Source organism: Paenibacillus castaneae, assembly GCF_002884445.1.
In the GTDB taxonomy this organism is placed as follows: Bacteria; Bacillota; Bacilli; order Paenibacillales; family Paenibacillaceae; genus Pristimantibacillus; species Pristimantibacillus castaneae.
This window is the reverse complement of the sequence record NZ_KZ614144.1, coordinates 3,718,745-3,740,954: the sequence shown is the minus strand read 5'-3', so window position 1 is coordinate 3,740,954 and position 22,210 is coordinate 3,718,745. Positions and strand designations below refer to the sequence as shown.

The following is a 22,210-nucleotide window of genomic DNA, read 5'->3' as shown; positions in this document are numbered from 1 at the left end:
AATATTATTAAACCAACTAAACGGGTTGGAATTCGTGCTGACGGAGGGGATAGCCGTGTCAAGAATTGCAAAAAACCTGACAGACCTTATAGGAAATACTCCGCTTTTGGAGCTTGCCAATTTTTCGAAAAGGAATCAAATTGAAGCTGATCTTATTGCTAAGCTGGAGTATTTCAATCCAGCAGGAAGCGTGAAGGATCGAATTGGGTATGCCATGATCAAGGATGCTGAAGAACGTGGAATCCTTAAACCCGATTCAGTGATCGTGGAGCCTACGAGCGGAAACACAGGCGTTGGTCTGGCTTTTGCCGCAGCAGCTCTTGGCTACCGGTTAATTATAACGCTGCCAGAGAGCTTTAGCGTAGAACGGCGCAAGCTTCTGCTTGCACTTGGAGCAGAGCTGGTGCTTACTCCAGCAATCGAGGGAATGGCCGGTGCCATTCGGAAGGCAGAGGAAATCGCGGCGTCTACTCCACATTCTTTTGTGCCTCAGCAGTTTAATAATCCCGCAAATCCAGACATTCATCGGAGGACGACAGCCGAGGAAATTTGGAGAGATACGGACGGCGAGATTGACTTTTTTATTGCCGGTGTAGGCACAGGCGGAACGATCACAGGGGTAGGACAGCTGCTAAAAGAAAGAAACCCCGCAGTCAAAATCATTGCGGTAGAGCCTGCTGATTCTCCCGTCCTATCCGGCGGCAGCAAAGGCATTCATAAGATTCAAGGAATTGGCGCTGGCTTCGTGCCAGGCAATTTCGACAGATCGGTTGTTGATGAGATTATTCAAATCAGAAGCGAGGATGCCTTTGATACGGCAAGGCAGCTAGCAAGAACCGAAGGTTTGCTTGTCGGAATTTCATCGGGCGCTGCCGTACACGCTGCGGTTCAGATTGCTCAAAGGGCTGAGAACAAAAATAAAAAAATAGTCATCCTATTGCCAGACACAGGGGAGCGTTACTTATCAACTGCGCTATATCCTGAGGCATGATAATGATTTTCAAAATAATACTAGCATTTTGATCGGTTTTTGCGATACAATTGATCTATTGACGAAAACCGAATATGTTCCGGGGAGCTGGTTAGGCCGGCTGAGAGGGGATTTGCTGTACAATTCCGACCCGTTAAACCTGATCTGGATAATGCCAGCGTAGGGACAGAAGCTCTGTTTAATCTGCATGTTTGATCCTCGAATGATGATCGCTCATGCTGAATGGAACAGCTGCACAGCCGAATTTATGGCGTCCTCCGAATCAGGAGGACGCTTTTTTGTTATATTGTAAGCCAGTATCCGGATACTAATGAGGAATCGTCGCCTTATACAAATAGAAGCTGTGAGAGGGGAACAAAGACATCATGAATCAGAAGAAAGCTGCAGGAATGACATGGAGAAGCATCGCTGCAATGCTTGTATTCGCGTTAGCGCTTGCAGGCTGCGGAGCGAACAATAATGAACCAAAGGCAAGCGAGCCCGGACAAGGTGCAGCAGACAAGCCGCTCCAGAAGGTGCAGGTTGTGCTCGACTGGACGCCAAACACCAATCACACCGGACTTTATGTTGCTAGAGATAAAGGTTTTTTCAAGGAGCAGGGCTTGGATGTTGAAATCATTCAACCAGGACAAAGCGGTGCTGACCAAATGGTTGCCTCAGGCAATGTGGAGTTTGGCATCAGCTATCAGGAATCGATCACGATGGCTCGTATCGCGGGCGTACCGCTTGTATCAATCGCGGCGGTCATTCAGCACAATACATCGGGCTTTGCTTCGCCGCTTGATAAAGGCATTGATTCACCGGAGAAGTTCGAAGGCAAAACGTATGGCGGCTGGGGTGCTCCTGTGGAGGAGGCCGTTATCCAATCGCTAATGCAGGAGAAAAATGCGGACGTTAGCAAAGTAAACATGATCAGTATCGGAGATAGCGATTTCTTCACAGCAGTTAAGCGTGATATTGATTTTGCTTGGATTTATTATGCATGGACTGGCGTTGAGGCTGAGCTGCGCGGCGAGAAAATAAATATGGTTTATTTGACTGATTATAGCGACAAACTGGATTACTATACGCCTGTCATTGCAACAAGCGAGAAGTTGATTGCGGAGAAGCCGGAGCTTGTTAAAGCATTTACAGCTGCAGCAGCCAAAGGCTATCAATATTGTATTGACAATCCGGAGGACGCAGCTGAAATATTGATCAAAGCAGAGCCAGATCTGAATGCAGAGCTTGTACGTGCAAGCCAAAAATGGCTTAGCCCGAAATATAAGGACGATGCGCCGCGTTGGGGTGAACAAAAGCTTGCCGTATGGGAAAATTATGCGTCATGGATGTTCGATCACAAGCTGCTTGAGAAGGAGCTTGAAGCGGAAAAGGCATTTACGAATGAGTTTTTACCAGAATAATGGAATGGTTTAGCTAAAAGAAAGAAGGGAATTATATGGCAAACGCATTAGTCAGCATTCAAATTTTACCGACAACACCGGGCGGAGAAAGCGTCCTTCCATATGTCGATCGAGCAATTGAGATCATTAAAGCAGCCGGGGTGCCTTATCGTGTGGCTCCGCTTGAGACAACGATGGAAGGCGAGCTCAGCCATTTGCTGAGTGTCGTTCAATCGATGAGTGAGGCGATGGCAGAGATGGGCTGTCCATCTGTTATTTCACAAATAAAAATATATTATAATCCGACAAACGGCGCTTCGATGGGCAGATTGCTGGAGAAATATCCCGATGGGCAATAATACAAGCTTTTGGTCAAAAGCATGGCCCCCGCTCGTTACGCTGGCTGGGGTAATTGCATGCTGGCAAGCGGCTGTTACATGGGGCGGAATCGATCAATGGATGCTGCCCTCGCCGCTTTCTATTGTGCAGGAAGCTATACGAATTTGGCCGCGGCTATTGATGCATATGAGAGCGACTGTACAGCTTACGCTGTTCGGTTTTGTGGGAGGATCGGCGGTGGGCTTTGTGCTCGCCGCTTTGCTGCATTTAATTCCCGGTATGCGCAGAGCTTTTTACCCATTGATTGTATTATCGCAAAGCATACCGATTATCGCCATTGCACCCATACTGACGATGTTCTTCGGTTATGGACTGCTGCCGAAAGTAATGCTCGTTGTAATGGTTTGTTTCTTTCCCGTTGCAATCGCCATGCTCAGCGGATTATCGAATCCCGATGCCCAGCTGCGCAACTATCTGCAAATGATCGGCATAGGCAAATGGCAGATGTTCTGGCGGCTGGAGCTTCCCCATGCTATTGTACATTTATTCTCAGGCTTGAAAATTGCAGCTTCCTACAGCGTGCTCAGCGCGATTGTAGCGGAATGGATCGGTTCAAATCGCGGGCTAGGCTACTTCATGATTTTATCCTTCAAAGGGTTCATGCCAGACCGCGTATTTGCTGCCGTTATTATAATCGTGCTGTTCAGCCTGCTATTGTTCGCGATAGTCGCTCTGGCAGAGCGTCTGATCATTCGCTGGCAGCCTGCAAGCGATCAACATACGAAGTAGGTTTGCTACGCAAACCTAAGCGAATGCTTACGAAGTAGGTTTGCTTCGCAAACCTTTTAGGAGATGAAGCAGCGTGACAATAAATAAAGACGGTAATCGCAGTGAGACGCTGCGTGTTCAGGGAATTCGGAAGGATTTTGGTAAAGGTGCTTCTCGTAAAGAGGTGCTCGGTGGAATAACGCTATCTGTGGCCGATGGTGAATTTGTTTCTATCGTTGGCCCCTCCGGAAGCGGGAAATCGACTTTATTTCAAGTCATTGGCGGCTTGCAGAAGCCATCTGAGGGCAACATTTGGATTAATGGTGAGCAAACGACAGGCGAACGCGGTCACATCTCGTATATGCCGCAGCAGTCGGCTCTGCTGCCTTGGTTAACCGTAACGGGTAATATCGAGCTATCCTTAACCATTTCGGGCGTGGACCGTCAGGAAGCCAAGCAGAAGACAAAGGAATGGCTGGAGCGTATTGGTCTAGATGAATATGGAAATGCCTTTCCCCATGTGCTATCTGGGGGCATGCTGCAGCGGGTATCCTTTCTTCGGGCGCTGCTGGCACCGCAGCGGCTGATGCTGCTTGATGAGCCGTTCGGCGCATTGGATGCTTTGACGAGGCTGCATATGCAGCAATGGTTAATGTCGATTTGGGAGCAAAACCGGAGATCAGTGCTTCTCGTTACACATAGTATTGAAGAAGCGTTGTTTTTATCTGATCGCATTATTGTATTGTCTGCCGCGCCAGCTGTTGTGTTGGATGAATTCCAAGTTCCATTCCAGCGGCCGCGCAGTGAAGCATTATGGACGGATCCGCGGTTTAATGAAATGAAGCAGCAGATTTATGAGCTGCTGAAGGTCGGTGTGAGGACAGGAGGCTGATGACATGACAACCAAGACAGCATCCTACATAGATGCTCATATTCATGTTGATTTATATGCGGAGGAGGAGCGATCTGAGCTGCTTGAGCGGGCTTTTCAAGCAGGCATTGCTGCCGTCATAGCTGTCTCGATGAATTTGCAATCCGCCATATTGAATCACGAGCTTGCGCTTCAATATGTGGGCCAGGTGCATCCAGCTTATGGCTTTCATCCGGAGCAGCCAATTCCATCCAAGGAAGAGCTGGACGAATTATTCGAGTGGATTCGTTCGCGGCATGATGCGGGTGAACCATTCGCAATTGGCGAGGTTGGGCTGCCTTATTATACACGGACGGAGGCAGAGGCAGAAGGCAGAAGCTTCGATGAGCAGCCTTATTTGGAACTGCTTGAACGATTCGCTGCGCTAGCCGCTGAGCTTGACAGGCCGATTGTGCTGCACGCCGTTTATGAGGATGCGGATAAAGCATGCAGCATTCTGGAGAAGCATCATGTTCGGAGGGCTCATTTTCATTGGTTTAAAGGCAGCGCGGATACGATACGGCGGATGGCAGCTCGTGGCTGTATGGTTTCGATCACACCAGATGTTGCTTATGAAGATGAGATTCAAAGCCTAGTAAAGCAGTATCTACTTGAGCTGCTCATGGTTGAGACAGATGGACCTTGGCCTTTCGAAGGGCCGTATACAGGTGAACGGACTAAACCCGGGATGGTTGCGGATGCAGCTGTCCATATTGCAAGAATAAAAGGGCAGCCTGCTGATGAAGTAATTGACGTGCTGCTCAATAATACACGTCGCTTTTATGGAATAGAATAGTAGAATATGTGTACTAGGAGCCGCTTTCTAAGATCAATGATCTTGTGGAAGGGCTCCTCTTTTTTAGAAGATGCGATATGGCTTGAAGTGAGCTCAGCGTTTTGGCCTATTTAGCCGCTTTTTCATACCATTTTGTCCGTTGCCGTTCAGGTTGTCTATGCATAAAGAGTAGAGAACAGCCTGCAAATAGTAGCAATTAAGGCGGCAGGAAGGAGGAAACAGATGGCAGCTTTGACGAGAGAACAATTTTTTGCGATATTGGCGCCAACGGTCATTCGAGTCACGCAAGAGGGATCAAAAATATTTCCTTCGGTGCGTTTGGCGCAAAATTTGCTGGAAACAGGCGGCGTTATTCATCCCTGGAACAATTTGGGGGGAATAAAGGTCGGCAGCGGCCAGACCAATGCGTATTGGCAGGGGGAGGCAGTTGTCAAAGGAACGTGGGAATATGTAGATGGGCGAAATGTTAGCACGACAGCAGCATTTCGAGCCTATAAGAGTGTGTACCACTACTATAAGGACTCGGATATGCTGTTTGCATCCGCTCGCTACGAACGCGTGCAAAAAGCGCTTACGCCTGAGCAGCAAGCGGAAGCTTTGCAAGCATGCGGCTATGCGACTGATCCGACGTATGCGTCTAAATTAATATCAATTATTAAACAGTACGGATTGAAAAAATATGATGACCAAAGCAGCAGGGCAATAAAGAAACCGGATAAATTTAAGGACGCCGAGCAAATTGATGTGCTTTACAATGGGCAATTCCTATCCGTTGGTTACTTGTTAAGCGGATATACTTGGGTGCCGGCAAGATTGGTAGGTGAAGCGCTTGGGGCAAAAATAGATTGGACGGGCACGAAAGTAACGGTTAACGGCAAAGAGTTGGATTCTATCAAATCCGAAGCGACGGGATATGTGCAGATTCGTGATTTAGCAGCAGAGCTGGGCCTTAAGGCAAGCTGGGATTCGTCTGCTAGAGTCGTGATATTGGATAAAGCATAGTTTACGATAAGGAGAGAAAAACCAACGATTATCGTTGGTTTTCTTGCTGTAATGATGGCTCATCGGTCACAATGATGGATGAAACCTTGATTTTGGGCCATTTAGCAATCCAGTTTTTCTTCTTTACACGTGCTTCATATACCCTCATGCGCTGTTCCGTTTCTTTGAAAATAGGAGTAGGGCATACCCGCATGCTAATCACATCGTCTATCCCGCAAGGAGCAGTGAAAATAATTTGCTGCTGCTCGTCTAGAGAAACCCCTAAAGCGGTTGCGGTTTCTGGAAACTTCGAAATGGCGTCTATGGAAGAGCTGTATGGAGCTGTATGGTCGATTAAATGCATTCTTGCTTCATTTTTGACAGACCAAGGAAGGCTGGGATTTATGCTTCTCAACTGATCTTCCAGCTTCTTTTCTACAGCTTCGTCCAGATTGCTTTCATCGAAATAGATAAAATCAATATCGGGAGTAGAAGTTCTTTGTTTATAACCGTGCAGCTCGTCCCAAATTTTGGATCGGACAAATCCGGCGCAAATCCACCAATCCGGCAGATGCAAAGTTTGTGCGGTTTTCAAAACATCCATCATCCACTCATCTGCTTGAATAAGCTGTATGATGTCTTCTTTATTTTTTATATTCAAAATGCATCTCTCCCTAGACGTAGAGTACAGAAAAACTGACATTCACACTACTTAGGTGTGAATGTCAGCATTGTCACAATTGTCGTGCTTATTTGTTTTTTCTAGATGCTGCCCAGAAAGCGAGTATGATAAGGGGAATAACAATAAACCAAGGAATCGATATCGTTCCTCCAACGATAAAGGCCAGCACCATTACGACGATGACGCCTAAAATAATGTACAAGCAGCCTCTGCCGAAAGTTTCGATGATTCTCACCTCTCCTAAAGGTTTTGCGACAGCAAAACCATCTTCGAAAGCAAACGCTTGGTTTTGCGACAGCAAAACCATCTTCGAAAGCAAACGCCGTCTTTTATGTCTATTCGTATATAACGTTTTTATCCATGAGTTGGTTCCACATATTTAAGGGGGATCTGGAAAAGGTTGTTTTTGAAAGGGAGGGAACTGAGCCAAGCATATGTACGTGCTAGTCCTCGAACTTATTCATAAACACAAACTTTTCCATAAACATGTACACTGGCTAAAAAAAATGACCCACATCGCTGTGGGTCGGTGTCCTAGCTATATAATCAACAGTGGGGTTGATGACTCTTATTATAAATAAGGAACCTTAACACTACCTTAAAAAAATTTGTCGCTTTCTTGAATAGTGACATGCGCTGCTAAGCATCTAAGAGCTAGAATTTCAGCGCCGTTATCATGGAAAGCATGCGTAGGCCAAGCTGCACTCTCTTTAAATGGTCCAAGTTACATCTCAAAAATAGGCGAATATACTATGCTTATTCATATTGATGAACGATTGGGAGGAATCGCAATGTACCCGAAGTATCCTATGTATCCATACTACGGAATGGAAACGAAATGTGAACAGGTACCAGAGACATTTCCTGCGCAGCATCAGGATCGTCAGCCAGGATTTCAGTATTTGATGTTTCCTCAGCCTATTTCAGACAACCCTTCTTATAAGGGAAGCTGCAAGCTTTTGGACAAGGTGGCCATCATTACGGGTGGTGACAGCGGAATTGGACGTGCAGTTGCAATCGCCTTCGCTAAGGAAGGTGCGGATGTTGCAATTGCCTATTTGGATGAGCATAAGGATGCTAATGATACACGGCTGTTAGTAGAGGGCCATGGTCGGAGGTGCTTATTGCTACCTGGCGATTTGCGCGACGAGCAATGGTGCTGTGAAGTGGTGGAGCAAACGATTAAGCATTATGGGAAATTAAATGTACTCGTAATCAATCAAGGCGTACAGTTTCCTCAAATGAGTATTCTTGGCATTACGCGGCAGCAGCTGGAAGATACATTTCGAACGAACATCTTTCCAAGCTTTTTTCTGACAAAAGCGGCCTTGCCATATTTAGAGCCTGGAAGCACCATTATCAGTACCGCGTCCGTCACTGCATATGCGGGTGCGCCGCTGCTCCTTGATTATTCTTCGACTAAGGGAGCTATCGTTTCTTTCACCCGCTCGTTAGCGCTTCAATTAGTTGATCAAGGGATTAGAGTAAATGCTGTCGCGCCTGGCCCGATTTGGACGCCTCTTCAGGTATCCAGCTATACCGCTGATTATATCAAAACGCTCGGTGTGAACACGCCAATGCGCCGGGCAGGTCAGCCCTTTGAATTGGCGCCCACCTATGTTTATTTGGCTTCCGATGATTCGGGCTATGTAACCGGGCAGGTACTGCATGTGAACGGCGGGACAATGACAGAGACATAGTAATTCAACGTCTTATTTATTCGCATCCAATGCCGTCCCCGTCCCGGTCAAGCTTTCTGCTGTAGCCCGGATCGCCCTTATGTATCGGAGCAGCTCCAGCTGCTCGAACTGCCGCACAATTAGCATAAACAACAGCCTCCGGCTCTTTGGTTGGCACTGCTGTAGGGGATACGGCAGCTGGAAGCTCTTCTGTCGTTATGGGATCTGAAGTGGCGACAGAAGAATGATCCTTCGCAATAATAAATAAAACCTTCGTACCATCCTCATATTTATCCAGCTTATTGCCGATCCAGGAACCAGCCCCGCGGTTGTCCTTCGGTGAAATATATGCAATATCTGCGCCCTCTCCGCCTTCCGAACACATGGCCATCGGCCACTCATCCCGATCATAGCCTGACTTCGTAGGTACGCCATGTAATGACGCAGATCGGTTGCTCTCAGCACCGGCTCTATCAATGGTGCAAATAGCAGATGCCCCTGCTTCTATTGCAGCAGCAATGTGAGCGATCGTCTCCGGGTATCGGTCTGACGGTAAAATAATAGAAGCGTCATAAGCAGTTGGTGCAGTGGATATTGTCGGATTAGTGCCTACATAGATAGTCCCACAGCCTGTGAGCAAGAGCATGAGTGTTGTTAATGTGGCTATGAATGCTTTCATTTCTATTCCCCTTTGTTTAAACTAACAAACATTTTACTATATTTATCCTTGTAATCCTATTAATTAAGAGAAAACTTAAATAGTTTTGAGTGCACCGTGCGAGTAGAGTAGGAAGAAACTTATAATTCTTACCTGGCCAACCGAAAACGGGACCAGTGGGGGACGGTAATAGCAAACTCACTTTCCAACAGTTATTGCCTGTTATCAGTATGATGTCGATGGGTCTAATGAATTTGCCGATAGCCATTATGAGATATAAAAATAACAAGAATGAAAAGGATAGGCAGGAAACAAAGGGTTGAACGGTGAAAATTCAATAGATTAACATATATAGCGATAATTGAGCCAAAGAGAGGAGGGTCTTGAATGTTTGTAGTTAACGTAGAGGGTGCCATATTCCGAGAAGATAAATGGTTGGTCGTCGAACGCGGCGCCAAAGAGACACATGCGCCAGGCGGCCTTGCTTTTGTTGGCGGTAAAGTCGAGGATGAGGGAAGTTCCGTACATATTTTAGAAAGAACGCTCAAGCGTGAAATCGATGAGGAAGTAGGCGCCAAAGTAAAAGAACAGCTTCATTATGTAAGAAGCACCTCTTTTATAGCGGATGATGGGAATAAAGTGATAGACATTGTATTTCTATGTGAGTTTGAAAGCGGCGAACCGTGGAGAAAGTGCCCAGATGAAGTGGAGGCGGTATTCTGGATGACCTGCGACGAAATAATGGCCCATCCGGAAGCACCCATTTGGTTAAGAGAAAATTTGGAATGCGCGGAATCCATTCGAAAGCAAATACGAGCCTGAAGCAGGGAGCAGATAAACATGAATTCTCATATTCAAATACGACGAATGATAAGTGAAGACGTAACAACGGTGTATCAAGCACTTCAGGATCACGATATTAGCAAGCCTGAAACCTATATCAAGCAGTGCTGGGAACAAAATAAATCCGGAGAGCGGATTACATTGGTAGCTTTCTATGGCAATGAGTTTGCGGGTTGGCTGCATCTGTTATCGAAATCGTATTATCCTTTTTTTGCAGAGGAAGGGATACCGGAGATAAACAATTTCGATGTCGTTCCGCCGCTGCGCCGGCTTGGAATCGGCAATGCCTTAATGGATGCTATTGAACAAATCGCTTTTGAGAAACACGGAACTGTCGGTATTGGTGTTGGGCTGTATAAGGATTACGGAAATGCGCAGCGCCTTTATGCGAAGAGAGGCTACATTCCTGACGGAAGAGGAATTATGTTTGAGGAAAAACCGGTGGAGCCTGGCAGTTATGTTCTTGTGGGCCATGATTTAGCTTTATATCTGACTAAAGAAAGGCCTTAACCTCTCTTGGCCGCGGTCAGGATGCTCTTACAGAACTGCTGCTGCGCATAATATGGCTAGTGTACGTAGATCAGCGATTTTATGCTACTGTCCCTTTAACTGGTCTACCGTACAACCGCTCCGATCCAATTGAACAACAGCTTGAATGCTTGGGTGACGCATTACCCCACTAGAGGTTAATTCAAGATATTCGACTTTGACTGTAAGTTCCGGCTTCACCCAGATCGCATCTTTGGACCTTTCTGGTTCATTAATGAAAGGTCTATCGGTTATTTGTATTTCTTTTATATATTCTGTTATTGAGGCCCAATCTTTTTGCGTTAATTTGCCTGTACCTGCATGGCCGATGTATATCAAATCACCTTCATTCGTGTAAATGCCGAGCAACAGCGAGTTTACAATATTATGCCTAAAAGTAACTCCGCCTACCACGGCGATTAGATCCTTCATTACCTTCATTTTTCTCCAACGCGCGTCTTTTCCATTCATACGATAAGTACTTTGAAGGTCCTTAAAAATGACACCCTCCATTTGATATTGTTTCATTAGCTCGAATAAGGCTGCTCCATCATCATAGTTTTGTAGGAGCTGAAGGTTGTTTTGCGGAATAATAATGTTCTGAAGTAAGGCCTGCCGATATTGTAATGGTCGATCTGTCACCCAATCCCCGTTATAAAATAATACGTCAAATATCATATAGGTAACTGGAATTTGAACGGAAGATTGCTTGATTTTTTGAGATTGCTTCAGGCTGTCCCTTTTCATAATCTCATGAAATGAAGGTTTATTCTGATCAAATGCAATCATTTCTCCATCAAGAATAACAGAATCGGCTTTGCAAAATGAGCTTAACCCAAGAAACTCGGGATATTGTATCGTCCGTTCATTCATTCTCCGATTAAACAGTTTCGCTTCGTTACCATCAAAATATAGTAATACCCGGACTCCATCCCATTTGATTTGTGCCACCCAGTTATGTCCTTTGGGGGGGATAGACGTACTAATAGGCTCAAATGGATAAACGGGTTTGAGTTCCATACATAACCTCCAAAATAGAATAGTTCAAGTTTGCCCATATAATGAGATGAATATAAGAGAGGTGATGCGGATGAAAACCTTTACTATTGCGACCGTTCAATACAATTGCCATTTACCTGATCAGAAACGAAATACAGAAATGGGACTGCACTATGTAAAAGAAGCTAAAAATCTCGGAGCGGATATCGTTTTATTTCCCGAATGCTGGATAACGGGATATGCCTTTCCTGATATTGTTGAATCGAATCTGCCGGCAAATGAGATAGAAAATCATCCTGATTTCAAAGTTTGGTATGAGGCGGCATTAGACGAAAGCAGTATACATATCAAATCTTTTCAGGAGATTGCGAGACAATTATCGATAGGCATTGTCATCACTTGTTTTACAAAAGGGGTAAAACGTCCACGAAATTCAGCATTTGTAATTGACCGAGACGGAGCTATTTTATTAAAGTACAGTAAAGTTCATACTTGCGATTTTGCTGCTGAACGAATGCTTGAGAGCGGAACAGAATTTAAAGTGTGCGAATTTGATGGTGTGAAGCTTGGGATTATGATTTGTTATGACAGGGAATACCCTGAGAGTGCTAGAATGCTCATGTTAAAAGGAGCAGAAATTATATTGGTTCCCAATGATTGCGGAACGATGAAGCCCAGATTACAGGCTCTTTCAACAAGAGCATATGAGAATATGGTTGGCATTGCCATGGCAAATCCACCTGGTGAAAACGCAGGATGTTCCTGCGCATATAGTCCAGTAGTTTGGGATAACGAAGGCAAATCAGTCGATAACACGATTATGTTAGCAGATGAAATGACAGAAGGTGTTTTCATTGCCGAGTTTGATTTAGATGAATTACGAAATTATCGTAGTAAAGATATGATGGGAAATACGTTTCGTAAGGTGAATGCATATAAACAATTTCTAAGTGATAAAGTAGAAGCGCCTTTTATAAGAACATAGCTTAGCGTATAAGGGTTCAACTAACGGGGAAAAATATTTCAAATCAGTATAAGAAGTATAAGATATATTTTGTGGGGAGCATTGAAATTGTTTGGAGCGGGAGCGGGAGGAAAAAGAGAATGAACCTCGGAAGCCATGTGACGATTAGGAACGGGTATCTAGCCGCGGCTCAGGAGGCAGTAAAGCTGGGGGCAAAAGCTTTTCAGTATTTTCCTAAAAACCCGCGCAGCTTGTCTGTGAAGTCCTATGACCACAAGGATACAGATAAATGTGCTCGTTTTTGCCAAGAGCATGGACTGGTTTCCATAGCCCATACACCTTATATGACTAATTTATCGATTGAAGATTCTGAGATGCAGCAAGTGACGATAAGCTCCATTTTAAACGATTTAGACATTGCTGAAGCGTGTGGATCTATTGGACTTGTTGTACATTTTGGCAAATATAAGGGACCTGAGCCTCTGCAAGGATATAAATTAATGATCGATATGCTCAATAAGGTTCTTATAAACTGGGAAGGTAAATGCCTCATATTGATCGAGAATAATGCTGGACAGGGCGTGAAAATGGGTCTGATGTTAGAGGAGCTTGTGCAAATCCGCAAATTGACGAATTATCCCGATAAAATTGGATATTGCTTCGATACATGCCATGCGTTCGCAAGTGGGTTATGGACAGGTGATAATTGGACTACAGTCATGGAGAAGGGGATTGAGCTAGGATATTTCACCCACCTTAAAGCTATACATCTTAATGATTCCGTATATCCAAGCAGTTCGTTTAGGGACCGACATGCTAATGTTGGAAAGGGATATATCGGGGAAAATAAGATAAAGGAATTTTTGCAAGCCCCCGTAATAAGGGATCTGCCAATCATCTTGGAGACACCGAGTTCTCAGCAATATTCACATAGGGATGAGATTAAGTACGTATATACACTTGCTACGAGCTGAGAAGAGAGAAATAGAAAATGACCAAGCATGGATTTATCGATACATTGCACACATAAAAGCTCATTCATATGAATGAGCTTTTATGTGCGTCTATTCATATTTCATATCGGGCGACGATCACCGCTCCATCAATACGTAGGGAAGGAATCGTCAGGAGATTTCCTTCGTCTTTTTTGGCGTGCTTTTGCGCTTAGTTCTTGGCGTCGTCGCAGGTGGCGGTGCTTGAGCAGCTTCAAGGCTGGCCTGCAAAGCCGCCATAAGATCAATGACATTGGACCTGGCAGTATCCGGTGTGGAGACGATGTCTACACTTTGACCTGCAATTTTATGTTGGATGGCGTCAAGCATTGCGATCCGATAATCATCTGTATATTTCTCAGGGTCGAACTTCTCAGATAGCTGCTCAATTAACATTTTAGCCATTTGTAGTTCTTTTTCGTTTATATTCGCTTGCTCGGGAAGATTAGGCACCTGCGTTAGGGAGCGAATCTCATCGGGGTAATGCATCGTCTCCATGCACAGGCAATTGTCTATTACTCGAATGGCTGCAAGACTGCTCTTGCTTCGAATCGATATTTTGGCGATTCCTATTTTACCGGTTTGTTTAATAGCCTCAACTAACAGGCTGTATGCTCCTGCTCCGGACATGTCTGGAGACAGATAATAAGCTTTTTGATAATACAAAGGATCGATATCTGTCAGATCGACAAAGTCGAGAATTTGTATGACTCTTGCTGATTCAGGCTTTAGCGCTTCAATTTCTTCTTCATTAAAAAGAACAAACTTACCTTTTTCGTATTCAAAGCCTTTAGCTATTTCATCAAGACCGACTTCTTTATCACAATGGATACAGGTACGCACATTTGAAATGGGGGTACCACAAGCTTTGTGTATGCTGCGGAAATGAACATCCTTATCTTCTGTAGCCGTGAACATCTTCACAGGGACATGAACAAGCCCGAAGCTGATTGCACCTTTCCAAACCGTATGCATGATTATCCCACCCTATTTTTTATAAATAGGATGTGCTTAAATGAGTGAAATATACGACTAACTTAGGGGTCAGGTTTAAAGCAAAGCAATTAGGATGGCAAGCTCGTTCCGCTGCCTGTATCAGAAATGATAGGCTTCTTCCTCCAGCTAGTGAGCCGTTTGCCCAAGCGAATGGAAGGCAGCTCTACGAAATAATAGCCCATTGCAGCCGTTGCAAAGGAAAGAATAAAGGCAAGCAAAACAATTAGCGGCGTATTTAGAAAATCATTCATTAAATGCACCAGTGTTAATAAAACGATCATATGATATAAGTACAAGCTGTATGAAATTTTCCCTAAAAAAAGGAAAGGCTCTCGCTCCAGCAGCTTTGATAATCGAGATGAAGATACGGCGGTAATAATAAAAATAGAAGCGCCAAGCGCAGTCATCCAATCTCCTCGATGAAGCGGGAACATGTCGTGGAAATCTTCGTCGTATCCAATCCATTTGAAGGTATAGCTGCATAACGCAATTACAAGAAGCAGAGCTATACCCCAGCCATTAAGGCGCGAGAAAGCCGCTTTCAATGGCGTTAGATATTTAGCAAGCAAAGCCCCGACAAGGAAGATTGATGCATAATGAAAGGAAACTACAAAATTGGTCATATATCTCGTTTCAAAGTGGTTGAGCGCCCACTCTGCACCGAAGGATAAAGCAAATGCGAACGGAAGACCAGCTTTCCAGCCGCCCTTGATAATAATAATCATCAAAAAGGGAAATAGAAGCGATATTCTCATTTCATGCACGAGTGTCCAGAGGATAGGATCATATATGGTCGTATTGTAGTTTCCGAGAAACAGCAGATGCTGAATAATGGAGATCATATCTGGGGGTCTTACCCAAAGGTTATTATAATAGCTCGTTAAATCGGAAAGCTTCGATTCAAACACGGCATCCCTAAGCACAATTGATGCGAACAAAGCGATCACGAATGGAATGTAAATGCGGCAAATCCGTTTGATCGCATATTTCGAATAGGACTGCTGCCGATTATGATAGAATGGCAGGGATAACACAAATCCGCTAAGAAGGAAAAACATAATAACCGCCTCATGTCCTCCCCATATGGCTCGAAACGGAGAATATTTCAGTATATTAAGCGGATAGTCGAGAAAGCTCAAATCTGATGTATTTTGCACGATTGGCGCGAACACCATTAAGAAATGTCCAAGCATTACGGCTAAGGCAGCTAACCCTCTAAGTGAATCTAATTGTTCATACCTTTGCAAGCGGATGCGCCCCCTGTATTTACTGTAAAAATATATTAACAAAAATGATTATATAGGATTGATTGAAGCTTGTCCTTAACTTTTTTTTAGCGAAATCCAACACATTTCTTGGTTCTATTTTACTACCTTTTTAAAACATGGGTAAAATTACCCATTACATCTGCCGATATAACTAGAAATACATTATATAGTTGATGAGGGGATGGCAAGGTGGCTAGGCGCAGCAAAAAAAATGAATTAGAGTCGGAGCAAGCATTCGCTTTATTGGTTGTAATAGGTGCTGCTTGGGAAGCACATCTCCAAAGCAAATCATTGAACAATCAGATGACGAACAATTAATTTGTAGTAGATGCGGAAGTGTCATGATCCACCGTAAAAGTGCTCGTGGACAATTTTATGGTTGCTCAACTTTTCCTAAGTGTCGTAATACAGAAGCCGTGTAATGAATCTTTTCCATGAAACTTAAACTTAAGGAGACTATTTAATGAAGCGTTTAATATTAATTCTATCGAGTGTACTCCTATTTTCTTTGGTAACGCCTGCCTTAGCTTTAGCTCATTCGGGCCGTACTGATAGTAGTGGAGGCCATAATTGTTCTGCAAAGTCGATATCGAAAGGTTTATGTACAGGCTATCACTATCATAATGGAGGATCTAGCAGTAAAGGTTCTAGCAGTAAAGGATCAAGTGCATCGAGTTCCTCTGCTACCAAAATAACGAAAGAAAAAATAATAAATAATGAATATGCTACAGCGCCTCATTGTAAAAAGATTGAAGATAAGTTCAAGTCGAGTGATACCTACTACAATTACTATGAAAGAATTTGGGACTGTAATTATTACACAGACAAGGGATCAGTATTTACATATTTAGATCTTAGCTTATACCTTGATAAAAAATATCAGAGCCTAAATAAACCATTAATTAGCATAAAGGATTCAAGCTATATTCCTGTAAGAGATTTTTCGCAATTGTTTGGATACAGCATTGATACGAATAAAGCAGGAAATATCATTTTGACAAAAGACAAAACGACAATTGAAATAAATATAGAAAATAATAAGATTTCCCTTAATGGAAAAGCAACTGCTGTTGTTGCCGTTAAAGCTGACAATTCTTACTATATTCCAGTGCGTTCCGCTGTGAAATGGGCAAATGGAAAAATAGCTTCAATTGATAAATCTAATCTTTATATTTCAACAAAATAAAATTGATGAAATTAATCATTAATAGCCGCTCATGGGAGTGGCTATTTTGTTTATATCCTATATTGTTTTTCTCAAAAGGTAAGTAGCGTTAATCCGGCGATGCCTACGATCGATACCAGTACCGTCCCGCCAGCAGAGGTAGCAGAGCAAATTAAAAGATACGTTTTGCTGAAGTGGAATGAGCGGAACACAGCTGTGGTTAATGAATAATGTAGATATATAATGGAATATATGAAAGGATTTCTATTAGAAATGTACATATATGAAAGGATTTTAGAAAAATATGAAGATTACGCAAGCGGAAGAGTATTATACAATGCACAAGGCACAATTACAAATGAAGCTTTTTTATCAAAAAAACAGCCGATCAGAGTTTCATATCTGATCAGCTGTTTTTCTTTTTTGGTTTATTATTTTCTCAGTAATTAATACTTGAAACAAACGAGTTAAATTCAAAACCTGAAACTCATAATCATAATTGACTCATCACGTGGCCTGTAGCATCAAATGTTGAAACTAACTCAAAGCCTAAGTCTGTTTTGTAACGACCAAGCACATGTTTTACACGAATCGCTGTTTTAATTAACCGTTCTCCCATACACCCGATAAAGCACTAAGCCGAACAGCATTCCAAGGAAAGACATGGCTGAGATGGTCAGGTAAAGGGTATGGCCTCCAAAGGCCTCATACAAAGCGCCGCCTAAATAGGAGGCTGCAATACCTGAAACTCCGAAGAACAGCAGTGCCAGCACGGTTTGGCCTGTAGCACGCCATTCAACCGGAACGATTCGATAAAGATATTGAATAGCGGCAGAATAGAAGACCGGAAAAGTCAGCAGCTGCAGGATTTGCAAATAAGCCAGCAGATGAGGATCGGTAATCCAAGCCGAAATAAAAAAACGAATGAAGAAGAACGAAGAGGCGAACGAAATAATAAATAATTCCTTGCCTTTTCGCAGCCACCAGAAGCTTAAGGCGAATACCAGAATTTCACTGCCTGCCGCTAAGAACCAGGTCTGGCCAACCAGTTCTGTGCTCCCTCCGAGCTCACGAATGTATACCCCAAGGAAAGTATCGTTCATCCGAGCCGGAACAGAACAAATAAAGACGAGAAGCATAAACAGAAGAGTCTCTCTATTGCTAAAAAAATGTTTAAGACTGCTTAAGGTGACGGGCTTCCCTGAAACGGGAGCATCAGGCATTAACAAGCATATAACAAAACTGATTACTCCAATGCCGGCAAATAGCAGTGCTAGACTATGCGCTCCGAAATAGGACATAACGTAGCCAGTGAGGAGCGAGACTACCGCATAGCCTAATGCGCCATAGGTTCGTATGGAGCCGTAACTGACTCCAGCGGATTCGGATATTGTGAAATTGAGACTTTCTGCCAGCGGATCGATCGGGAGCAGAAAGAAGTAAAGCAGCATAGCAAACAGGATAAGTAGAGGATAGCTGCTGGTTGCGTACAAAAAATAACCGAATACACTTGAAAGCACAAGCAGAACCATAAGTACTTTGCGTGTAGTCTTTGTTCTATCGCTTATCATCCCCCATAAAGGCTGAGCGATAATGGTAATAAAGCCTCCTGTACCGGTAATAAATCCAATTTGGCTTGGATTTAGACCCTGTTCATTCAAATAGACCGGGAGGAAAGCAACAAAAATAACCAACATAGCAAAATACAAAAAGTTAAAGCTTCGTAATAGTCTGACAGCATTCATAAAAATAATTATACCTCATGTTCTCTAGGATGGATTCATATTAGTCTTATATTCTAACATGGATTCATCATAAATATACACGTTTTTGTTGCAATTGAAGATGATTGTATGAAGAAGCGGAGAAGGAGAAGATGATAAAAAGAGGTAGCGGGACGCATGAGCATCCCACTTGCCGTACGATTTAAGCAGCAAATGATCAATATCGTCTTGAGGGTCGTCCCCCATCATTGCGAATTAATAAATAAATGATTAATCCCAAAACGGGGAAAAACAGAATAGCTAGTAACACTAGAATTGCGAATTCCGTGCTTCGTCCGTTTCTAATAGCATCACGGTAAGCCCATACGCAAGAAACGATATGCAGGATAAATAGAAATAAACCGACAAAAAGAAAAGCCAGCCCAATAAATCCAAAGCCATATGACATATAATCACTCCATATTTCATTTTATTACATTAATACGTAATCTAAGAAGAAAAGTTACGTCATAACCATTTATAGGGGGATTGCGGAAAAGGAGTGGACAGATGCTTGTTAGAGTTGATCATTACTTTAAGATAAGTAACGAATTAAAAAAGGAACTGCACGATGCAGTTCCTCGGAAAAAATTATAAAGGCATCGTCCAAACGATTTCAGCAATTCGTATACAAGCTTGTCGGGTGTGCAATTGAAGAAGAATATGATCAGGTTTGACATCAATGATGGTTCCTTCAATTGCTCCACGCGTTGTTTCAATTAATACGCAGCGTCCAATCAAGCGACAGAGAGCCTCCACTACGTAGGGATCAACAGATGACACCATTTGTATTTGACTAGGGTTTATCTGCACTGGGCTGGTTTTAGTTGGCTGCACATAATTTCGCTGATACAAATTATCCACTCCTTAGGTTGTAGTTTCGATTCATCATATTCATTTGCCTAGTACTGGGTGTGGGCGGATAAAATTATGTATGTGTTTTTAAGCTGCCGAAAACGTATACTCATTATCTGCAAGTTAAATGCTTGGTGAATATTAATAAAAAAAGACCCAAATAATGGGTCTTTCCGAATCATAATTGTTACATTCAGCGGCTTGAATTAGTAACCGCCACCGAAAAAGCCACAGCTGCAAGAGATAATGACCAACAAGATGAACAATACAAGAATAAATCCAATATTGTTATTGTGATGAACGCCACCAACGATTCCTGACATCAAACATTCACCTCCCTGTCTCTTAAGTACTCTGTAGATTATGCACTGCTTCGGCTTCGGGATTGTGTGTTTGTTCGGTAGTGATAGTTGCCTAGAATGAATAATGATGATTAAGGAGAAAATTAGTTAGAAACTAGCATTTCAATTAGCAGCCGCAGCCTCCTACATAACTTCTCTCATTACTTCTATTATTGTTTTTGTTATTGTTGCTCTCATTGCTTACTTCATTATTTCTCTCATTGCGCCCGAATACGCCGCAACTGCAAGAGATAATGACTAATAAAATGAAAAGCACGAGAATCATACTAGTATTATTAAACATTTATCAATTCACCTCCTCATTACTGACTACTCTATAAGCTATGACAGATATAAGAGTTATGATTGTGTGTTTGTTACAGAGGCAATGATTCAATGTCATCAGCCCTATGATTACGGAGAAGGATAATAGGGATTGCCAATATTAAGATGAGTTCTGCTATGCAATTAATCAGACTATAGTGTCCCGTTTGTCAAATCCATTTACGTGATATAGCATAAAAAAATGTTTTAAGAGCACTATAATGATTGGACAAAAAAGGACTAAAACAATAAATATGGGGGTTTGCTATATGTCGAATCGAAATCTACAGCAGCATGCTGCTAATCTTCAAGAAAATCAAAAATTACAGCAAGCACAGCTTGATGTTCAAACGGCGCATCAACTGCTGCAGGAAGAAAGTTTAGAATTATTAGAAGCAGAACAACAGCTGCAAACGGGGATTCAACAGGTGCTGCAAGCTCAACAGCAAGTCAAGGAAGAGCAGCATGACATTCTACTCGCACAGCAAATGCTTCAACAAGCACAAGCGGAAGCTATGAATTCTCAAAACAAACCGCTTCAATAATGGATTAAAAAAGAGCCTTCGGATTATTCCGCAGGCTCTTTTTTTGTTTACAACAAAAAATCGGAGCCCTCTTTCGAGAGCTCCTTTTCAATGGGAGAGGAGAAACCGGACGAAGAGCTTATGGGGAAACGTAAGTCTTCTCCGCGGTTGTCTACGGCATCTTGCAACGCCGATAATTTCATGATGCCCATTTCACAGGAAAATAAACATGAATAAGGATATTAATTCCCGCAATTAGAAGCAAATAGTCGGTTCATAGCTCTTTTTTATAGCAATGCTTCTGCTTTATTAATAAAGGGGTTCTATGGTACGATAAGCGGGAACGAGATAGAAAGGGGCAATTGCAGTGAGAGTCATCGCGGGCGAGGCAAAAGGCCGCATGCTCAAGGCTGTTCCCGGTATGAACACGAGGCCGACAACGGATAAGGTGAAGGAAGCCATATTTAGCATGATCGGACCTTACTTCGATGGTGGAATAGCGCTTGATTTGTTCGCAGGAACGGGCGGATTAGGCATTGAGGCATGGAGCAGAGGAGTAGAACATTCGGTCTTTATTGATCGGGAGAAACTAAGCGTCGACATCATACGTCAAAATGTTGAGACGGCGAAAATGGGCAGTGCAGCGGAAATTTATAGGAATGATGCGGAGCGCGCATTGAAAGCGCTGGCTAAGCGGGAGCAGAAGTTCCGGCTTGTTTTTCTTGATCCGCCATACAAAATGACCACTATGGATGCACTAATGGAGCAGCTGGCAGTAAATCAAATGCTGGAGCCGGAAGCTATTGTAGTTGTTGAGCATGATGCGACTCATCTCTACCCAGAGCAGCTGGAACATTTTGATCAAATAAAACACGCGAAATACGGAGATATTGCCGTATCTATATACCGGTATAGCAGCCAAGAAAATGAAGACGGGAGTGCAGTTGATGCCCACGAATAAACAAGAGCGAGTAGCCGTATACCCCGGCACCTTTGATCCCGTTACTTATGGTCATTTAGACATTATTCGCAGATCCGCAAAGCAATTTGATCGGCTGATTGTGGCCGTTCTGAACAATTCAAGCAAAAATCCGCTGTTCAGCGTAGATGAGCGCAAAGCGCTTCTAACCGAAGTTACCCGTGACATTCCTAATGTGGAGATCGACAGCTTCCGTGACTTGCTTGTACGATTTATGAAGACAAAGCAAGCAAACGTTATTATAAGAGGTATTCGTTCCGTTACCGACTTTGAATACGAGCTTCAGCTCGCTTCAACGAACCATTTGCTGGATAATGAAATCGATACGATGTTTATGATGACCAATCCCAAATATTCTTATCTAAGCTCTAGTATTGTAAAAGAAATTGCTCAGTTTCATGGCGCTGTCCATGAGCTTGTGCCTCCTCTAGTAGAGCAGCAGCTAAGGGAAAAATACAAATCTCGCATCTAGGTGAATTCAAA

Annotated in this window: 29 protein-coding genes, 1 pseudogene and 1 riboswitch; of the genes and pseudogenes, 18 read left to right on the top strand and 12 right to left on the bottom strand. The window is 43.3% G+C overall.

All coding sequences use genetic code 11. From position 1 onward, the window contains the following. Nucleotides 1-55 precede the first annotated feature (55 nt). The 7 genes from cysK to CEF13_RS17010 all read left to right on the top strand — a co-directional run bounded on the left by cysK (nucleotide 56) and on the right by CEF13_RS17010 (nucleotide 6,188). A complete protein-coding gene (cysK, locus tag CEF13_RS17040; RefSeq protein ID WP_102712287.1) occupies nucleotides 56-991 on the top strand; it encodes a cysteine synthase A in 936 nt (311 codons plus the stop codon). Between the two features lie 70 nt (nucleotides 992-1,061). Beyond that, a riboswitch (TPP riboswitch) is annotated at nucleotides 1,062-1,174 on the top strand. A 182-nt stretch (nucleotides 1,175-1,356) separates the two neighbouring features. After that, nucleotides 1,357-2,394 (top strand): ABC transporter substrate-binding protein, encoded by a 1,038-nt coding sequence (locus tag CEF13_RS17035; protein WP_243864343.1) that lies wholly within the window; start codon nucleotides 1,357-1,359, stop codon nucleotides 2,392-2,394. Nucleotides 2,395-2,429: 35 nt separating this feature from the next. Continuing rightward, nucleotides 2,430-2,732, top strand: coding sequence for a thiamine-binding protein (locus CEF13_RS17030; protein ID WP_102712285.1), 303 nt, complete (start codon nucleotides 2,430-2,432; stop codon nucleotides 2,730-2,732). Next, nucleotides 2,722-3,501 (top strand): ABC transporter permease, encoded by a 780-nt coding sequence (locus CEF13_RS17025; RefSeq protein ID WP_102712283.1) that lies wholly within the window; start codon nucleotides 2,722-2,724, stop codon nucleotides 3,499-3,501. Before CEF13_RS17030 ends, CEF13_RS17025 begins: the two co-directional genes overlap by 11 nt. Before the next feature lie 73 nt (nucleotides 3,502-3,574). Beyond that, nucleotides 3,575-4,372 carry an ABC transporter ATP-binding protein gene (locus tag CEF13_RS17020; protein ID WP_244917089.1) on the top strand — a complete coding sequence of 266 codons (798 nt, stop codon included), beginning with the start codon at nucleotides 3,575-3,577 and terminating at the stop codon, nucleotides 4,370-4,372. A 4-nt stretch (nucleotides 4,373-4,376) separates the two neighbouring features. Then, nucleotides 4,377-5,186 carry a TatD family hydrolase gene (locus tag CEF13_RS17015; RefSeq protein WP_102712281.1) on the top strand — a complete coding sequence of 270 codons (810 nt, stop codon included), beginning with the start codon at nucleotides 4,377-4,379 and terminating at the stop codon, nucleotides 5,184-5,186. Nucleotides 5,187-5,408: 222 nt separating this feature from the next. Continuing rightward, on the top strand, nucleotides 5,409-6,188 hold the full coding sequence (locus CEF13_RS17010) for a glucosaminidase domain-containing protein (protein ID WP_102712279.1): 780 nt from the start codon (nucleotides 5,409-5,411) through the stop codon (nucleotides 6,186-6,188). Between the two features lie 28 nt (nucleotides 6,189-6,216). On the opposite strand, the gene CEF13_RS17005 is transcribed toward CEF13_RS17010, so the two are convergent. Together CEF13_RS17005 and CEF13_RS28845 are read right to left on the bottom strand one after the other, a co-directional pair. Then, nucleotides 6,217-6,828, bottom strand: a complete 612-nt coding sequence (locus tag CEF13_RS17005) for a nucleotidyltransferase family protein (RefSeq protein WP_102712277.1) — start codon at nucleotides 6,826-6,828, stop codon at nucleotides 6,217-6,219. A gap of 88 nt (nucleotides 6,829-6,916) precedes the next feature. After that, the gene (locus CEF13_RS28845; RefSeq protein ID WP_166742705.1) at nucleotides 6,917-7,084 is read right to left on the bottom strand and encodes a hypothetical protein; all 168 of its coding nucleotides are present in this window, start codon (nucleotides 7,082-7,084) and stop codon (nucleotides 6,917-6,919) included. A 556-nt stretch (nucleotides 7,085-7,640) separates the two neighbouring features. Here CEF13_RS28845 and CEF13_RS16995 point away from each other — a divergent pair. Continuing rightward, entirely contained in the window at nucleotides 7,641-8,549 is a 909-nt protein-coding gene (locus tag CEF13_RS16995; RefSeq protein ID WP_102712273.1) for an SDR family oxidoreductase, read from the top strand. A gap of 16 nt (nucleotides 8,550-8,565) precedes the next feature. Here CEF13_RS16995 and CEF13_RS29295 read toward each other — a convergent pair whose 3' ends face one another. Then, on the bottom strand, nucleotides 8,566-8,706 hold the full coding sequence (locus CEF13_RS29295) for an excalibur calcium-binding domain-containing protein (protein ID WP_244917164.1): 141 nt from the start codon (nucleotides 8,704-8,706) through the stop codon (nucleotides 8,566-8,568). Between the two features lie 78 nt (nucleotides 8,707-8,784). Continuing rightward, nucleotides 8,785-9,207 (bottom strand): annotated as a pseudogene (locus CEF13_RS16990) (NucA/NucB deoxyribonuclease domain-containing protein); the annotation flags it as partial. A gap of 366 nt (nucleotides 9,208-9,573) precedes the next feature. Here CEF13_RS16990 and CEF13_RS16985 point away from each other — a divergent pair. Next, nucleotides 9,574-10,008, top strand: a complete 435-nt coding sequence (locus CEF13_RS16985) for an NUDIX hydrolase (RefSeq protein ID WP_102712269.1) — start codon at nucleotides 9,574-9,576, stop codon at nucleotides 10,006-10,008. Nucleotides 10,009-10,026: 18 nt separating this feature from the next. After that, the gene (locus CEF13_RS16980) at nucleotides 10,027-10,539 is read left to right on the top strand and encodes a GNAT family N-acetyltransferase (RefSeq protein ID WP_243864342.1); all 513 of its coding nucleotides are present in this window, start codon (nucleotides 10,027-10,029) and stop codon (nucleotides 10,537-10,539) included. 84 nt (nucleotides 10,540-10,623) lie between these two features. On the opposite strand, the gene CEF13_RS16975 is transcribed toward CEF13_RS16980, so the two are convergent. Continuing rightward, the gene (locus CEF13_RS16975; RefSeq protein WP_102712267.1) at nucleotides 10,624-11,577 is read right to left on the bottom strand and encodes an ATP-dependent DNA ligase; all 954 of its coding nucleotides are present in this window, start codon (nucleotides 11,575-11,577) and stop codon (nucleotides 10,624-10,626) included. A 70-nt stretch (nucleotides 11,578-11,647) separates the two neighbouring features. Here CEF13_RS16975 and CEF13_RS16970 point away from each other — a divergent pair, with 70 nt between their 5' ends. After that, complete coding sequence (locus tag CEF13_RS16970) at nucleotides 11,648-12,541, top strand: carbon-nitrogen hydrolase family protein (protein WP_102712265.1); 894 nt, start codon at nucleotides 11,648-11,650, stop codon at nucleotides 12,539-12,541. A gap of 119 nt (nucleotides 12,542-12,660) precedes the next feature. Continuing rightward, the gene (locus CEF13_RS16965; protein WP_102712263.1) at nucleotides 12,661-13,494 is read left to right on the top strand and encodes a deoxyribonuclease IV; all 834 of its coding nucleotides are present in this window, start codon (nucleotides 12,661-12,663) and stop codon (nucleotides 13,492-13,494) included. A gap of 150 nt (nucleotides 13,495-13,644) precedes the next feature. On the opposite strand, the gene ku is transcribed toward CEF13_RS16965, so the two are convergent. Together ku and CEF13_RS16955 are read right to left on the bottom strand one after the other, a co-directional pair. Beyond that, on the bottom strand, nucleotides 13,645-14,487 hold the full coding sequence (gene ku, locus CEF13_RS16960; protein ID WP_102712262.1) for a non-homologous end joining protein Ku: 843 nt from the start codon (nucleotides 14,485-14,487) through the stop codon (nucleotides 13,645-13,647). An 89-nt stretch (nucleotides 14,488-14,576) separates the two neighbouring features. Next, complete coding sequence (locus CEF13_RS16955; RefSeq protein ID WP_102712260.1) at nucleotides 14,577-15,755, bottom strand: acyltransferase family protein; 1,179 nt, start codon at nucleotides 15,753-15,755, stop codon at nucleotides 14,577-14,579. A 210-nt stretch (nucleotides 15,756-15,965) separates the two neighbouring features. On the opposite strand from CEF13_RS16955, the gene CEF13_RS29500 reads away from it, so the two are divergent. The 3 genes from CEF13_RS29500 to CEF13_RS16945 are packed head-to-tail and all read left to right on the top strand — an operon-like array spanning nucleotide 15,966 to nucleotide 16,962. Beyond that, nucleotides 15,966-16,094, top strand: coding sequence for a hypothetical protein (locus tag CEF13_RS29500; RefSeq protein ID WP_279588842.1), 129 nt, complete (start codon nucleotides 15,966-15,968; stop codon nucleotides 16,092-16,094). Beyond that, a complete protein-coding gene (locus tag CEF13_RS29495) occupies nucleotides 16,040-16,198 on the top strand; it encodes a topoisomerase DNA-binding C4 zinc finger domain-containing protein (protein ID WP_208414356.1) in 159 nt (52 codons plus the stop codon). Before CEF13_RS29500 ends, CEF13_RS29495 begins: the two co-directional genes overlap by 55 nt. 41 nt (nucleotides 16,199-16,239) lie before the next feature. After that, complete coding sequence (locus CEF13_RS16945) at nucleotides 16,240-16,962, top strand: copper amine oxidase N-terminal domain-containing protein (protein ID WP_102712256.1); 723 nt, start codon at nucleotides 16,240-16,242, stop codon at nucleotides 16,960-16,962. Nucleotides 16,963-17,540: 578 nt separating this feature from the next. Here CEF13_RS16945 and CEF13_RS16940 read toward each other — a convergent pair. From CEF13_RS16940 to yjcZ, 5 genes are all read right to left on the bottom strand, one after another. Further along, nucleotides 17,541-18,686, bottom strand: a complete 1,146-nt coding sequence (locus tag CEF13_RS16940) for an MFS transporter (RefSeq protein WP_102712254.1) — start codon at nucleotides 18,684-18,686, stop codon at nucleotides 17,541-17,543. 196 nt (nucleotides 18,687-18,882) lie between these two features. Then, entirely contained in the window at nucleotides 18,883-19,113 is a 231-nt protein-coding gene (locus CEF13_RS16935; protein WP_102712252.1) for a PLDc N-terminal domain-containing protein, read from the bottom strand. Between the two features lie 182 nt (nucleotides 19,114-19,295). Then, a complete protein-coding gene (locus CEF13_RS16930) occupies nucleotides 19,296-19,559 on the bottom strand; it encodes a DUF2642 domain-containing protein (RefSeq protein ID WP_243864341.1) in 264 nt (87 codons plus the stop codon). Nucleotides 19,560-19,765: 206 nt separating this feature from the next. Further along, nucleotides 19,766-19,882 (bottom strand): sporulation protein YjcZ, encoded by a 117-nt coding sequence (locus tag CEF13_RS16925; protein ID WP_102712250.1) that lies wholly within the window; start codon nucleotides 19,880-19,882, stop codon nucleotides 19,766-19,768. Between the two features lie 145 nt (nucleotides 19,883-20,027). Continuing rightward, a complete protein-coding gene (gene yjcZ, locus CEF13_RS28545; protein ID WP_146022726.1) occupies nucleotides 20,028-20,204 on the bottom strand; it encodes a sporulation protein YjcZ in 177 nt (58 codons plus the stop codon). Between the two features lie 289 nt (nucleotides 20,205-20,493). On the opposite strand from yjcZ, the gene CEF13_RS16920 reads away from it, so the two are divergent. From CEF13_RS16920 to coaD, 3 genes are all read left to right on the top strand, one after another. Further along, complete coding sequence (locus tag CEF13_RS16920; RefSeq protein ID WP_102712248.1) at nucleotides 20,494-20,769, top strand: hypothetical protein; 276 nt, start codon at nucleotides 20,494-20,496, stop codon at nucleotides 20,767-20,769. 346 nt (nucleotides 20,770-21,115) lie between these two features. Further along, nucleotides 21,116-21,709: a 16S rRNA (guanine(966)-N(2))-methyltransferase RsmD gene (gene rsmD / locus CEF13_RS16915; protein WP_102712246.1), complete on the top strand. Its 594-nt coding sequence runs from the start codon at nucleotides 21,116-21,118 to the stop codon at nucleotides 21,707-21,709. Further along, nucleotides 21,696-22,199 (top strand): pantetheine-phosphate adenylyltransferase, encoded by a 504-nt coding sequence (coaD, locus tag CEF13_RS16910; protein WP_102712244.1) that lies wholly within the window; start codon nucleotides 21,696-21,698, stop codon nucleotides 22,197-22,199. The genes rsmD and coaD overlap by 14 nt, the downstream gene beginning before the upstream one ends. Nucleotides 22,200-22,210 lie beyond the last annotated feature (11 nt).

Bases quoted from the DNA above. Each gene is read 5' to 3' on its own strand.
- CEF13_RS16965 (WP_102712263.1), top strand. From the start codon at position 12,661: ATGAACCTCGGAAGCCATGTGACGATTAGGAACGGGTATCTAGCCGCG.
- CEF13_RS16940 (WP_102712254.1), bottom strand. From the start codon at position 18,686: ATGAATGCTGTCAGACTATTACGAAGCTTTAACTTTTTGTATTTTGCT.
- CEF13_RS17030 (WP_102712285.1), top strand. From the start codon at position 2,430: ATGGCAAACGCATTAGTCAGCATTCAAATTTTACCGACAACACCGGGC.
- coaD (WP_102712244.1), top strand. From the start codon at position 21,696: ATGCCCACGAATAAACAAGAGCGAGTAGCCGTATACCCCGGCACCTTT.
- CEF13_RS17035 (WP_243864343.1), top strand. From the start codon at position 1,357: ATGAATCAGAAGAAAGCTGCAGGAATGACATGGAGAAGCATCGCTGCA.
- CEF13_RS16985 (WP_102712269.1), top strand. From the start codon at position 9,574: ATGTTTGTAGTTAACGTAGAGGGTGCCATATTCCGAGAAGATAAATGG.
- CEF13_RS16945 (WP_102712256.1), top strand. From the start codon at position 16,240: ATGAAGCGTTTAATATTAATTCTATCGAGTGTACTCCTATTTTCTTTG.
- CEF13_RS16975 (WP_102712267.1), bottom strand. From the start codon at position 11,577: ATGGAACTCAAACCCGTTTATCCATTTGAGCCTATTAGTACGTCTATC.
- yjcZ (WP_146022726.1), bottom strand. From the start codon at position 20,204: ATGTTTAATAATACTAGTATGATTCTCGTGCTTTTCATTTTATTAGTC.
- CEF13_RS16995 (WP_102712273.1), top strand. From the start codon at position 7,641: ATGTACCCGAAGTATCCTATGTATCCATACTACGGAATGGAAACGAAA.
- CEF13_RS17015 (WP_102712281.1), top strand. From the start codon at position 4,377: ATGACAACCAAGACAGCATCCTACATAGATGCTCATATTCATGTTGAT.
- CEF13_RS16925 (WP_102712250.1), bottom strand. From the start codon at position 19,882: ATGTCAGGAATCGTTGGTGGCGTTCATCACAATAACAATATTGGATTT.
- CEF13_RS16920 (WP_102712248.1), top strand. From the start codon at position 20,494: ATGTCGAATCGAAATCTACAGCAGCATGCTGCTAATCTTCAAGAAAAT.
- CEF13_RS16935 (WP_102712252.1), bottom strand. From the start codon at position 19,113: ATGTCATATGGCTTTGGATTTATTGGGCTGGCTTTTCTTTTTGTCGGT.
- CEF13_RS16970 (WP_102712265.1), top strand. From the start codon at position 11,648: ATGAAAACCTTTACTATTGCGACCGTTCAATACAATTGCCATTTACCT.
- CEF13_RS17010 (WP_102712279.1), top strand. From the start codon at position 5,409: ATGGCAGCTTTGACGAGAGAACAATTTTTTGCGATATTGGCGCCAACG.
- CEF13_RS17025 (WP_102712283.1), top strand. From the start codon at position 2,722: ATGGGCAATAATACAAGCTTTTGGTCAAAAGCATGGCCCCCGCTCGTT.
- ku (WP_102712262.1), bottom strand. From the start codon at position 14,487: ATGCATACGGTTTGGAAAGGTGCAATCAGCTTCGGGCTTGTTCATGTC.
- CEF13_RS16980 (WP_243864342.1), top strand. From the start codon at position 10,027: ATGAATTCTCATATTCAAATACGACGAATGATAAGTGAAGACGTAACA.